This window comes from Sphaerimonospora thailandensis (genome assembly GCF_016863115.1).
In the GTDB taxonomy this organism is placed as follows: Bacteria; Actinomycetota; Actinomycetes; order Streptosporangiales; family Streptosporangiaceae; genus Sphaerimonospora; species Sphaerimonospora cavernae.
In genome coordinates this window covers 64,276-76,405 of record NZ_BOOG01000003.1, presented here as the reverse complement: position 1 = coordinate 76,405, position 12,130 = coordinate 64,276, and the positions used below count along the sequence as shown (strand labels likewise).

The window sequence follows — 12,130 nt, the reverse complement described above, 5'->3', positions numbered from 1 at the left end:
GCGTGGAGCCGCGTATAACGATCCCCGTCGCACCATATTCTGGTGCTCACCTACGAGAGCGCGATGTGGTTCGACGCCAACGGACGGAAGATCGCCGGGAACTTCAACGCCCACGGCCAAGGCCAGACGAAGGAGCACTTTCAGCAGCTCATGGCCCACCTGGACGAGGGCGGCCCGGTGCCGGACGGCTACGCCGCGCCGTTCTACAAGGCCGACCGCGAGACCGAATACCGCCAGGCCCACGCCGCCTTCTCCGACCGCCTCCGCCAGGCGGAAGCCGTACAGAGCATCAAGGCCGGCGCGCCCTGACCCGAGCGGACATATCTGGAACTTGATGGAAACCGCTTGCGCAGAGTGTTGGTACAGCTACTATCAGTGATGCATGGTCTGTTGGGGGTCATGAGCGAAGCCGGGTCAACCACCGCAAGTGGTGGCCCGGCTTTCGCGCCTCTACCGAACCTCTGATCCAGGCCGAAGGCGCCGACCCTGGTGTGTCGAAGACATAGGCGCGTCCCTCCCGGATATCCGCCTCGGCACCGTCGCCGGCGGCGATCGCGTCAATGTGGCGTCGCCGCTTCAGGTAGTCGGCGTGCTCGACGTGTCCGCCCAGATATTCCGGCCGCCCGACCACAACTCACTGACGTTGCCGGAAAAGCGGTCATAAAGGCCATCGTTCTGAAGGCGCTTGAGATGCAGCATCGGCGAGTCATGGCCGACCAGTCTGGCCAGGTGGGGGGGTGACGAGCATTTCATCGTCGAACTGGAACACCGACAGCGCGATGTGTTCGTCACCGAAGCGCGCCTCGATGCCGGCGACCTCCCTCAACGGATCCAGTTCGGCCAGCGTGATCCGGATCCGGGTGGACACCGTCAGCGGTACGGCTTCAGCCTCCTCTCGTTGACGCGTGACCTCGCTGTCGGGATCGCCGAGCAGGAACCGGATGCGGCAGTCCTGCTCGGCCTTGCGCTTGAGTACCCTGGCCAGATTGGGGTGTTCCAGCCAGAGAAAGTAGTTCGTGTACCCGGCGAGGGTAATCTCCGACCTGGCGTTGGCGATCAGCGTGCGCCATACGCTCTTGGGGCAGGCGGACCGGTAGGGGTAGACCGCCAAGACCTCGCGGTCCGGCCCGGTCTTCACCACGTTGCGTATCACCTCGGGCCACAGCACGGACTCATCCACCCCCAGCGCTTCGGCGGCCGCCCACCGGTGACGGGGATGTGGCATCCGCCCTTCGTCAGCCAGCCAGCGGGACACCGTTTTGACGTCCACCTCGCACCGCTCGGCGAGGTTCCTTTCGGTAAGTTTCGCATTTGCCATCGCCGGCCATCGCGCAGCAGGAGGCCATCGCCGATCAGGCGAGCGCGGCCGGGCGGGGGAATTCGGCCGGCTTGACGGAGACGGCGTGAGCGGTTGGCGGCCGGACTCGGGCGATCTTCTTCCGTCCTGTCTGGGGCTGCATCTTCCGTCTGCGCAGCCAGAGAACAGCCCAGCGCAGGCTGATCGCACCTGGTGGATGCCCGTGGCGAGACGTCGACCGTGGAGTTCGAGGAAATCGCATCCAGGGTCCAGGTCGGGCAGAGAGGCTCGCGTGGCAGCGCATATCAAACTACAACAAATCGGCTACTTTGGTTAACTCTTCCCAGCACTCGGACAAAATGGCACGGTGAGCCGGAAGAAACGTCCGCCAGAACTGAAGGCTCGCCGCGCCCGTCAATTCATGCTGGCCGCCCTGGACTGCCCGTACGTGCGTCAGTAGCAGATGGACCTGGCCGCCACCAGTGGCCAAGCGCTGGCGAACGGTTTGGGCCTGGCCTTTTACCAGGGCCGTTGCGCGCACCAGTCGCATATCGCCGTCCATACCTTCGGCGGTCCCACCGCAACATTGGGCACGTCGCGCCCCGCATGGGAAATTAGCGGCCTCGTCACCGGATGGGGGCGGCTGCTGGCCACCTACAGGGGCCCGAATATCTTCAGCGGCGACTGGCGATCTCGAGCCGCCAAGGGCCCCCTACTTGCTGAGAAGTATTCGGACAGGCTTGAATGTGTCGTCGGTTGGCGCTGTGCTACCAGCAGAGGCGGGGAGTTGATCATGGGTGAGCTCGCCGGAGTGCTCTGCATCGTCGACCGGACCACCCTCGCCCAGGACACCCGACTCAGCGAGTTGCGGGCAGCCCGCAGCTATGGCCGTGCCCGGGAAGTGGACCCGAATATCTACCACCTCCGCTACCTCGGCTTCTATCGGGACCGGTACGTCATGGAACACCCGGAGAGCGTTGCGGACATCGACGAATACGATGATCGTGAACTCTGGCCCCTGGTCCGCCCCGACGCCGACGACGCTTTCGACTATGCGACCCACCCAATAGCGGACAACGAGGAAGGGCAGGCCGTCCCCACCACGCCGGTCCCGGTCGCGACAGATCTGCGGGATAGCCGGTTCAATCTGACCCAGAGCGCATCCCTTCCAGAGATTTGGGGCTACAACCCTGCTCAGGCCGACCTGCTGTCGGAACACCTAACGGCGCAAGGCTGGCGCCTTATCCGCGACGACGCGCGGCTGCAGATCTACCTCCCTTGATCCTCGACCCAGCGGTCGACTGCCCTCCGGGAAGGCCAGCCACCCGGAGCACAACTGGTCGTACGCTCATCGATGCCGCTCGCGCACGACGAGCGCAAGCCGATGTTCGACTTGGACGCCGCTGATGGCGCAGTCGGCAGCACCTGATGCGTGAACGTTCCCCTGTCCGGTAGGGATCGCGGCCGGGTCGCCCTCGTCGTAGCTCATCACTACCGGCATGACCGAGGGCACCTGGTGCCGTTGCTCAAGAGCGGAGGAAATGCCGGCGTCCGCCGAGGATTGGACGAAGCCGAGGCCGTCCTCGCTGCGTGTGGCCTGATCCCTGCGGTGGCTGTCGTACATGCCGGCAGTTCCACCCGCCCGGCTCACCGGATCTATCCGGCTCAGCCGTACCAGCCCAGGGAGGCCTACCCGAGTCAGGGAGCCTACCCGGCTCGGCGGGCCCGCCCGGATGGCCGCGGTCGCCTGGTTCGGGAGGCTGAACGGGTTCATCGGGCTCGCCACACTCCGCGTACTCGCCGCGTGCGCACCCGTGATTGCCTGTAAGTCGCGCGCTGAGGCGTACACGGGACCGCACCCCGGGCCGTATCCAGGAGCGGTCGGATGATCCTCCCCGAAGGGGACCGAGCCGACCGGACCAGTGAACCGGTCTGGTCGCCCGGCACGCGAACCTCCAGGGGAGGACGTCTCCGCGCGGGCCTCCATGTGGGGCGGCGTAGGAGTCTCCGCCCGAGCCTCCGCGTGGTCTGTCGTCTCCGGCTGCGTCTCCTCCTGCATCTGGATCCACCACTCGGTGTCCGGTGAAGACGGATCCTGAGAAAACGGCGCGTCCTGCGATTCTGTGAGCATGGCCCACTCTGCCGGGTCGATCGGCCTCAGCTCTGCCAACCTCAGTGCCATCTGCGTCGGTTGTCCAGGCTTAAGCGATCCGTCCTGCTTCACTGACCAGCCCCTCCACGGCGAGCTTCGTTGTTCGAAAATCTGTCTGAATTCTTTCATGTCCTCCACAGAGCTTCAATACTTGTCGCCAGCTAATTTGAAAAAAATTATGAGAAGCAAATGCCGATTGACACAAATATTCGGAATGTCCGGAGAATGCCGAAATGATGCCGGTGTGTGGTGCCGGTGGTCACGGTTGGCCCGCGTGTTCAGGCCGCTTCGGCACCGTGGCCGGCGGCGATCGCGTCGATGTGGTGTGCGAGTTCGAAGTCCTTGGCCGTGAGACGGCTTCCGGCGTCGTGTGTGGTGATCACGAAACGGATCCGCTGTCAGGTGATGTGGACGTCGGGATGGTGGCCGATCTCCCGGGCCTTGGCTGCCACACACATCGTCAGGTGCTGTGCAGCGCGGGCGGGTTGAGGTTCATCCGCCGGACCGACCGCAGCGGGGGCAAGCCCGTGGTTCGGGAGACCGTGGGGTGGTCAGCGTAAAGAGCACGATGAGCAACTCATGGCGCATCTGGACCCGGAGGTCAACGGGCGCCGTCGATGCAGGCCTCAAGCCGTGGAGTACGACGTGCGCCCTTCTTGACGTGACAGCCACAGGTGGATCAGCAGAGCGGAACCCCAGAGGAGAAACAGCGGATCCCACAGCCAGGCGTGACCCACCATCGCCGTCCGATTGTAATCACCGGAACCCAGCAGGCCGATCAGTACCGCATTGCTGAGCAGAGTATTCATGCCGCCGTATAGGGCTAAGCCCACGCCTCCAACCCAGCTCAGCGCTCGCCACAATCGGGGAGGGGCGAGTCTGCCATAGGCCACCGTGACCGGCGCGACGGAAGCCGCCGCTTTCACCAGCGCGATGACGCCCAGACCGGCCGCTGCGGCAACCGGTGACGAGCGACGAAGATCAACCGCCCATTCGCCCACCGTGTCCAGGAGCCACCCGCCACCGACCGCCCAGTAGACGCTGAATCCCGCATGCAGCAGTCCGACTGCCGCGGCGATCCACACCCAGCGCAGCGATTGGCGCGCGGCCACAGCCACGCGGTCGCTTCCGACACCCCCTGCTTCCGGTCCATTGTGCTGACCGGAACCGCTTTCCCCCATGTCAACAGCCTCTCACGGGTTCGTTGCGCCGAATAATGGCAATAATGGCAGGCGAAACGCGCTTCTCGGCTCACTGACGTCATATGACTCGCTCGCTAAGACGATTATCCGAGAGTTAATGTCTCTTTTGTGGTCGGGGTTGCCAGAGTCGGGCTGGTCAGGGGGCCGGCTGCTGGACTGTGGGGGCGGCTGCTGGACTGTGGGGGCGGCTCGCCCCGATTCCGGGCGCGGCCGACGCCTTCGCGCTGCGCGACAGCAAGAACCCGACCGCGGGGACGCTGCGCTTCACCGGTGAGGAGCACGGCGCGCCGTCACCGCCACCTCCATCGCCGACCTGTTCACAGACGAGCCCGAACGGCCCACCGGCCAAGATGCTGGATAAGGCGGGATCAGCGTCAGAGTCCGGAAGTTGGACCGAGAGGTCCGCAAGCCGAGCGAAAACGTGCTCGATTCCATCGCCGCGGCCCTGAACGTTGATCCGTTGCGGCTGCTGAATGGCACCGGCCGTCGTGACGGCCGCGTCCGGTCCTGCGGCGAAAGCGGGGATCTGTTGCTCTGAGTGAGTTGACCTTGTGTACGATCCGCCGCCCTCGTCACGCGCATCTTCTGCCGAGTCCTCCACTGATCCGAGCAGGGCAGAGGCTTCCGCCAAGACTCCGCACCGGAGACCCATTTGGGCGGTATGGTCAGCGCGTGGGGAGATCACGGCCTTTCCTTTGGTTGACCAAGGCGGAGCGGAGGCTGTGGGAGGCCTACCCCACGGGTGCCTGGGTCGACTTCCGCGAAGGTCGGGACCACGCCCCCGCCTCGGGCGGCCCTCAGGATCGCACGAGATCGGTCCGCGCCAAAGTGATCGCCGCGCTGCTCCTGGACGTACGGGAGAACGAGCCCGGTCAGGTGCCCGGAATCCGGCTCGCCGGAGCCCGGATCATCGGAGACCTGAACCTGTCCGACGCCGCCATCGACGCGAAGATCCACCTGTTCGAATGCCATGTCGAGGGCATCACGCTCAACGACGCGCGGACCAGGGGTGTGCGCCTCCGCAGCTGCGACATCCATCGGTTCCGTGCGGGCCGCGCCACCATTGACGGCCTGCTCGATCTGGACGGATCCACCATACGGGGGCGGGCCTGCGCCTGGAGAACGCCCACATCACGGGACAGCTCCGGCTCTCCGGAGCACGGCTCGGCACGCCCGCGCAGGTTTCGGAGTGGGACCGGCGGCGAGGGCGAGCCTCCCGACGGGGCGACGAACTTCCCAAGTGGGATGAGCCGGAGAGTTGGGGGGAGTCACGGTCGTGGGAGACGGCCGGGCTGTGGGCCGGCGGGCTCACCGTGGACGGCGGCGCGTTCCTGCGCCGGCTGCACAGCACCGGCGGGCTGCGGCTGATCGGGGCCCGCTTCAACAGCGGCCTCTACCTCCAGGGAGCGGCGATCAATACGGGCGGTGCGCACGCGGTGTACGCCGACCACCTGGAGGCATCCGCCGCGGAGTTCAGCAAAGGCTTCACCGCCGTCGGCACCGTACGGCTGCGCGGAGCGCGGATCGGTGGCGTCCTCTCCTTCCATGACGCGACCGTGAAGGCGCGGGACCGGGCGCTGCACCTGAGCCATATGCAGGTCGACGAGCTCATCCTGTTACCCGAGTCGGTCGAGGGCGAGGTGAACCTGGGCTACTCGCGGCTCGGCGTTCTGTTCGACCGGCCCGAACGCTACCCGGAGCACGTGCAGCTCAACGGTTTGACGTTCGAGACGCTGCGTGAGCACGGCAGCCTCGCGGCCCGGCTCGCCCTGCTGCGGCGCGACCCGAACGGCTACCGGCCGCAGCCTTACGAGCAGTTGGCGACCTACTACCGGCGGATCGGGCACGAGCCCGACGCACGGAGGGTGCTGCTCGCCAAGCAGCGGGCGCGCAGGCGGACCCTCCGGCTTCCTGGACGGCTGTGGGGGCGGCTGCTCGACGTCGCCGTCGGGTACGGCTACCGACCCTGGCTGGCCGGGCTGTGGGTGACGATCCTCCTCGCGGCCGGCACGGAGGTGTTCTCTCAGCCGCAGTGGCGGCCGCGCCAGATCGACCTGGATGAGACGCGGTTCTTCAACGCGTTCACCTACACCCTCGACCTGCTCGTTCCGGTGAGCGTGTTCGAGCAGCGGGGCGCGTGGGAGCCGGTCGGCTGGACCCAGTGGCTGGCGAACGGCCTGATCGCCGCTGGGTGGATCCTCGCCACAGCTCTTATCGCAGGCGGGACGAGGGTGCTGCGGGCGTCCAACAGTGGCTGACGAGCCCTGGTTGACCAGCGAATTCGGGGCGCTTCCGTTCCCGTTCCTGCGGACCGTCACAACGGCAGAACTCACCAGATCAGCGGGGAACGTGACATAGATCACAAAATTTCGTGCGAATGCCGTGAACCTCGCATGGAACATGGGCGTCTTCTTCAATAGACGCGATTGTTCTGCTTTGAGAGGGCTGGGGGGTGCTCTTGGAGCGGAACGATCCCGTCTTTGTTCTCTCCCCCTCCTGCTCGGGCTCTCTCGTGAGGATGACGAGTCGCTGGGTCGCCCGGGTCATCGCGACATAGCGGTCGACCGCTCCTTCGACGCCCTTGCCGAACTTCTCCGGATCGATGAGGACGACCAGGTCGAACTCGAGCCCCTTCGACAGCTCCGGGGACAGCGACCGGACGCGGGACGTCTCCTGCAACGTGGGATCGCCGATGACGCAGGCGATCCCCTCGGCATGCTCGGCGAGCCAGGCGTCGAGGATCGCGCCCAGATCCGAAGTGGACCCGTGGACGACGGGGACGCCGCCGCCGCGGATGGAGGTCGGCACGTTCGCGTCCGGGAGCACGGCCCGGATGACCGGCTCGGCCTCCGCCATGACCTCTTCCGGCGTCCGGTAGTTGATGCTCAGGGAGGCCAGGTCGATCCGGTCGAGCCCGATCCGTTCGAGCCGTTCCCGCCACGACTCGGTGAACCCGTGCCTGGCCTGGGCTCGGTCCCCGACGATGGTGAAGCTCCGGGACGGGAGCTGGGCAGGACGTCGGCGACGTACGCCAGGTAGGGCTGGTGCGGGCCGACGAACAGTACGCCGCCCCGGCTCTGACCGACGCGAGGATCGGAGTAGAGGAGGTAGGCGGAGCGGTGGTGAGGTTGTTCGTCAGAGTGGGCATATGACGTCCGGCAGCCCCCGTGGCAGGCCGCGGCGCTCGTCCTTGCTGAGGTCACGTCCGAGAACGCCGCACAGGTGTGATTTCCACAGCCCGGGATCGAGCCGGAACAGATCCGCACGCTTTGAGGTCGCGAGCACATCGCCGTCACTCCTCAGCAGGACCTTGCCATCGTCAGTCGATGCCCAGAATTTCTGCTCGCCGGAGAAGTCATAGGAGGTCACATCGACGTCATCGGAGTCGGCCACTCTCATGAAGCGCACAGAGTGCCCGCTGGCCATGAAGAATCCGGGGTTCCCTGAGCCGTCGTCTTCCAAGGTCCCTACCGTCCATTTATTTGATTCCAGGGGCCCGAGGGAACCCAGTATCTTCCGCGTTCGCCGACGGTCTTCTACCGACCACAGCTCGATCACGCCTCCTCGGTTCAGCACCATGGCGTAACGGCCGCTACGCTCGACCATCACGTTGAGCGCATCGACCCCCAGGCGGACCCGCAGGTCCGGATCCTCCGCGCGGGCTGCCAGCTGCACGGCGTACAGGGTGTGATCGCCTTCGTTCAGAATCTGCACATATCCCGGTTGGTAATGCCGGTGGACATAGAACTCCGCGGAGTCGGCCCCGCCGGCGAAAAGATCGTGAATGTCGAGTGGGTCGGACAGCCGACGGCCGTCGCGGGCATTCCAGTGTTCGATCACGCCTCCGGAGACCGTCACCAGTTCATCGTCAGTGAGGAAGAAGGAACTCACCCGTTCTCGTTGCCCGTTCTTGTCGAGCGGGGGCGTACGGGTGGTGAACTCGGCCACCTTGCGCAGAAGCGGAAGCTCGTAGACCGCGAACTTGTTGTGGTCGGCCACATCAGCCACCAGTGTCTCGGCACGGTTGACGGTCAGTCGCAGCCATGGGTCGGGGGGTGCGGCGGCGATGCGAGCCTCGGCGAGCGTTCTTTGCTGGCCTTCGGTCTCCATGACCGCCAGCCGGTCAGCAACTTTGCCACCGTTCTTTCCAACGTGGGCCAGCATGGCATGACCTCGCTTGAGTAGTACCGGCGGGTTGAACACCCCCAATCCGTTGTCGGGGAACATCTGCCAGCCGGTCACGCTGGCTCGGTCACGGTGAACCACTACGGGAGCGCTCGGCGTGCCGAGAAGGGGACCGACCTTGGCATTGTCGGTAAGGACAGGACCATTTAACCGTTGCGGGGGCGTACCCGGACGGGTGTCAAGGAGCACCCACTGACCGCTTCCCTCATTGATCGCGACGTGTTCGCCTGTCTGGTCGATGGCGGGGTGATGGCACAAACTAAAGCCGCCCGGGGGTGTGTAGCGTGCCAACTCCCGCCCGTCGGACACGCGGATGACCCGGTATGTGCCTTTGTCCGCACCGGAGGGTCTCCGGCAGACGGCCAGGACACTCCCGTCAGCCGATACCTCGGCTTCCATTGAACTTTCCGTAGACGCGCTGCGGCGATCTTCCAGTTCCCGCACGGCGCCGGTGCGGAGGTCGAGGGACACCAGAGAGTGTCCGCCGGACTTCCGCGTGGCCACGAGCGTGTGCTCATCCGAGCCGAACCACACCTGCAGCAGGCCGGGGAGACGCCCCGGCAGTTCCTGGAGCCGCTGTGTTGCCAGGTCCCACACCCGCAGCCGTCCATCGAACGTCACCGTGGCGATCCGGTCGGCACTCGGCGAGAAAGCGACGATGCTGTAGTCGCCGCTCCTTCCTCCCAGGATGTACTCCTGGAGGGCGGCGCCGCGTAGCCGATGCGCCGGTCCCACGACGATGTCGTGCGCCGCGTAGTGCACCTCGTGCCAGACCATCGAGTCGGTCCCGTCCACCACGTAGGCGATGCGCCGACCGTCCCTGCTGACCAACGGGAAGGTCGCGTTCCCGGCCAGGCCGAGATGCTTGCGCAGGACGCTGCCGCTGGCCTGGCGGACGAACAGCGTCGCGCGACCGCCCGTGGAGGAGGCCAGCATCACCGTGCCATCGGCGCTCATCGCGGTGTCCAGTATCGGCCCCTGGAAGCCCGTCAGCATCCAGGCGGCGTCCTTGAGCTGGTCATAGCGCTGCAACAGCGCGTTCCGGGCCTCCTGCGTCGGCGCGGCCTCGTACGCGGCGATGGCCGCCAGAGCCGCCAGCCCCGGGTCTTCCTTGACCATTCCCTCTATGCTGCTCGCCAGCACACGCGACTTGTTCTCATCCGCCCGCTCCGCACTGACCAGCATCTGGTTGACGAGAAAGGTGACCAGGGCCACGACCAGCGCGAGCACCATGGCCAGCGCGGTCCGCACCGCACGGGTGCGCCGTCGCAGCATCCGGCTCCGCCGTCGGGCCAGGGCCAGGAACTCACGGTGCTCTTCGGCCAGTTCGCCCTCACGCCCGCCCAGCCATCGGTCGATCGCCTGCAGTTGTTCCCCGTCCGGCAGCAGGCTCGCGGCCTGCTCGCCATGCCGCCAGCGTCGCAGGTCATGGACCAGATCCGCCTGCCCGGCCAGGAATTTTCCGTCCGCCTCCACCTGGTGCCGCAGCGCGGGCCAGGTCGTGATCAACGCCTCATGGGCCAGCTCCGCGCTCTCCGGCTGGCCCGCTCCGCCGTACAGCACCAGCAGCCGCCGCTGGGCGAAAGCTTCCGCGAGCTCCCACTGTGCCTCGTCCACCTCATCGCGGGTGACCCTGCGGCGCAGCGTGATCTGGCTGCCGGGCAGCATCCGCACCAGTTTGGTGAGCAGCCGCCGCGCTGCCTCCTCCTTCTCCGGTTTGCCGTGAACCCGGTTCTTCCAGACCTCCTCGGCGTGCAGTCGCAGCGCGCCGGACACGCCCCGCATCTTCTCGTAGGCGGCGTTGCGCAGATAGCCGCCGTCCTGCTGCTCCCACAACTGCTGGAGGACGAAACCCAGCAGCGGGAGGATTCCCGGCTCACCGCCCGCATCGCGCAGGATGCGCCGGGCCAGCCCAGGTTCGTACGCCACGGCAAGCCGCTCGACGGGTTTGGTGATCACCTCTTCCAGCTGCTCGGAGGACATGGGGGCGAGCGGCAACGTCGTTCCGCCGAGCAACGCGGGCCCCAGCCGAGGATGTTTCAAAACCGCGTCCATCAGGTCGGAGCGCAACGTGACCAGGATCCGTACTCCGCCGATCGGACGGCGCCGCGGGAACAGCAGGTCGGCGAGTTCGTCGACCTCGGTTCGGGCGCGGTTCAGGAGCGCTTCGGCCTGATCGAGGACGACGAGGAGGTCGCCGGACGCCGTGCCCCGGACGCGGTGGAGCGTGTCCGCGAGCCCCTTACCCGCAAGCCAGTCCTCGACCTGGTCGGTGCTGTCCGCTCGTGCGGGCCCGTACCGCCCGGACCGGATGGCCTCATACAGCTCGGTGGCCAGCGCGGACCGCATAGAAGAGATCTCCCCGGCGTTGAACGCCAGCACCTCATATCCGTCCGCCCGCATCCGAGGCACCACCCCGGCCAGGGCCAGCGAGGACTTGCCACAGCCCGAGGGACCATACACCGTCACGGTGCGTGCCCCGTACAACGCTGTGACGACATTGCCGATGTCCTCCTCCCGGCCGAAGAAGAGGTCGGCGTCGCCTTCCACGTAGGGCTTCAGGCCACGGAAAGGAGAGGGCGGGCGGATGACGGGGCCGAGTCCGGGAATCTCCCGCACGATGGTCCTCGTGCGCAGCGCGTAGGCCTGCTGGGCGTCGCCTGCCGGCTGCGCGGCCACCAGCAGGCCGACCGCCGCGCCCAGCGCGTTGTGCCAGACGGGACTGCCGCTGAAACCGGGCTTTACGTGGGCGGCCTGTCCGTTGGCTCTCGACAGTTGCATCCAGCCCTCACCTGTCGCGCCGCTGACCCTGCCCTCGAACCAGATCCCGCCCGGCGCGTCATGAGGGAATCCCACCGCACGCACCTCACCGCCCTGCACGCTGTCGGGGTCGGCCACGGGGAGCGGGCGGGTGCCGGGGACGGGCGCCGGTAGCCGGAGGACGGCGATGTCGCCGGTCCGCTCGGCCCTGATCGGCACCCAGTTCTCCACCAGGGCCGACCACAGTGGGCGTCCGTCGGCGTCGGCCGGGGGCTCGCACAGCGGAAACTCCACCATGACCGGTGTCCCCTCGGCCACGGGCTCCTGCCGGGGCGTTTCCAGCGCGTCCGACACCACGTGGGCGCAGGTCAGCACCAGATCCGGGGCGACGAGAAAGCCCGCGCCCCCCAGCACGCCGTGCTGCCCTCTGACCTGGACGATCGCCGCGGCCATGGCTTCGTCCGCGCTGCCTGACCAGGTCCGTGCCGTCTCCGACATCAGGTCCCCTCCACACCTCAGGCCGAACCGAATCAA

Annotated in this window: 10 protein-coding genes and 1 pseudogene; 5 read left to right on the top strand and 6 right to left on the bottom strand. The window is 66.7% G+C overall.

Going from position 1 to position 12,130, the window contains the following annotated elements:
• The first annotated feature begins 42 nt into the window (after window positions 1–42).
• Window positions 43–309, top strand: a complete 267-nt coding sequence (locus Mth01_RS00885; protein WP_204009750.1) for a hypothetical protein — start codon at window positions 43–45, stop codon at window positions 307–309.
• A gap of 397 nt (window positions 310–706) precedes the next feature.
• Here Mth01_RS00885 and Mth01_RS00880 read toward each other — a convergent pair whose 3' ends face one another.
• Window positions 707–1,225 (bottom strand): phospholipase D-like domain-containing protein, encoded by a 519-nt coding sequence (locus tag Mth01_RS00880; RefSeq protein WP_239088950.1) that lies wholly within the window; start codon window positions 1,223–1,225, stop codon window positions 707–709.
• 535 nt (window positions 1,226–1,760) lie between these two features.
• Between Mth01_RS00880 and Mth01_RS00875 the strand changes: the two genes are divergently transcribed.
• On the top strand, window positions 1,761–2,579 hold the full coding sequence (locus Mth01_RS00875; protein WP_204009747.1) for a hypothetical protein: 819 nt from the start codon (window positions 1,761–1,763) through the stop codon (window positions 2,577–2,579).
• 66 nt (window positions 2,580–2,645) lie between these two features.
• Here Mth01_RS00875 and Mth01_RS00870 read toward each other — a convergent pair whose 3' ends face one another.
• From Mth01_RS00870 to Mth01_RS00860, 3 genes are all read right to left on the bottom strand, one after another.
• Window positions 2,646–2,921, bottom strand: a complete 276-nt coding sequence (locus Mth01_RS00870) for a hypothetical protein (protein WP_204009745.1) — start codon at window positions 2,919–2,921, stop codon at window positions 2,646–2,648.
• An 806-nt stretch (window positions 2,922–3,727) separates the two neighbouring features.
• The gene (locus Mth01_RS30310; protein WP_239088941.1) at window positions 3,728–3,832 is read right to left on the bottom strand and encodes a 4a-hydroxytetrahydrobiopterin dehydratase; all 105 of its coding nucleotides are present in this window, start codon (window positions 3,830–3,832) and stop codon (window positions 3,728–3,730) included.
• 243 nt (window positions 3,833–4,075) lie between these two features.
• Complete coding sequence (locus Mth01_RS00860; RefSeq protein WP_204009743.1) at window positions 4,076–4,567, bottom strand: DUF3995 domain-containing protein; 492 nt, start codon at window positions 4,565–4,567, stop codon at window positions 4,076–4,078.
• Between the two features lie 472 nt (window positions 4,568–5,039).
• Between Mth01_RS00860 and Mth01_RS00850 the strand changes: the two genes are divergently transcribed.
• The 3 genes from Mth01_RS00850 (at window position 5,040) to Mth01_RS00840 (ending at window position 6,909) form a co-directional block, all read left to right on the top strand.
• Complete coding sequence (locus tag Mth01_RS00850) at window positions 5,040–5,189, top strand: hypothetical protein (RefSeq protein ID WP_204009924.1); 150 nt, start codon at window positions 5,040–5,042, stop codon at window positions 5,187–5,189.
• A gap of 161 nt (window positions 5,190–5,350) precedes the next feature.
• Complete coding sequence (locus Mth01_RS00845; RefSeq protein ID WP_204009739.1) at window positions 5,351–6,019, top strand: hypothetical protein; 669 nt, start codon at window positions 5,351–5,353, stop codon at window positions 6,017–6,019.
• Entirely contained in the window at window positions 5,965–6,909 is a 945-nt protein-coding gene (locus Mth01_RS00840) for a membrane-associated oxidoreductase (RefSeq protein WP_204009736.1), read from the top strand. Before Mth01_RS00845 ends, Mth01_RS00840 begins: the two co-directional genes overlap by 55 nt.
• Window positions 6,910–7,162: 253 nt before the next feature.
• Here the strand turns inward: Mth01_RS00840 and Mth01_RS00835 are convergent.
• Together Mth01_RS00835 and Mth01_RS00830 are read right to left on the bottom strand one after the other, a co-directional pair.
• Window positions 7,163–7,654: pseudogene (locus Mth01_RS00835) on the bottom strand (AAA family ATPase); the annotation flags it as partial.
• A 132-nt stretch (window positions 7,655–7,786) separates the two neighbouring features.
• Window positions 7,787–12,094 (bottom strand): nSTAND1 domain-containing NTPase, encoded by a 4,308-nt coding sequence (locus Mth01_RS00830; protein WP_239088938.1) that lies wholly within the window; start codon window positions 12,092–12,094, stop codon window positions 7,787–7,789.
• Between the last annotated feature and the right edge of the window lie 36 nt (window positions 12,095–12,130).

What these genes read in the sequence shown, in the direction of transcription:
- Mth01_RS00880 (WP_239088950.1), bottom strand. Translation starts at nt 1,225, where the DNA reads ATGCCACATCCCCGTCACCGGTGGGCGGCCGCCGAAGCGCTGGGGGTG.
- Mth01_RS00875 (WP_204009747.1), top strand. Translation starts at nt 1,761, where the DNA reads ATGGACCTGGCCGCCACCAGTGGCCAAGCGCTGGCGAACGGTTTGGGC.
- Mth01_RS00870 (WP_204009745.1), bottom strand. Translation starts at nt 2,921, where the DNA reads ATGTACGACAGCCACCGCAGGGATCAGGCCACACGCAGCGAGGACGGC.
- Mth01_RS00830 (WP_239088938.1), bottom strand. Translation starts at nt 12,094, where the DNA reads ATGTCGGAGACGGCACGGACCTGGTCAGGCAGCGCGGACGAAGCCATG.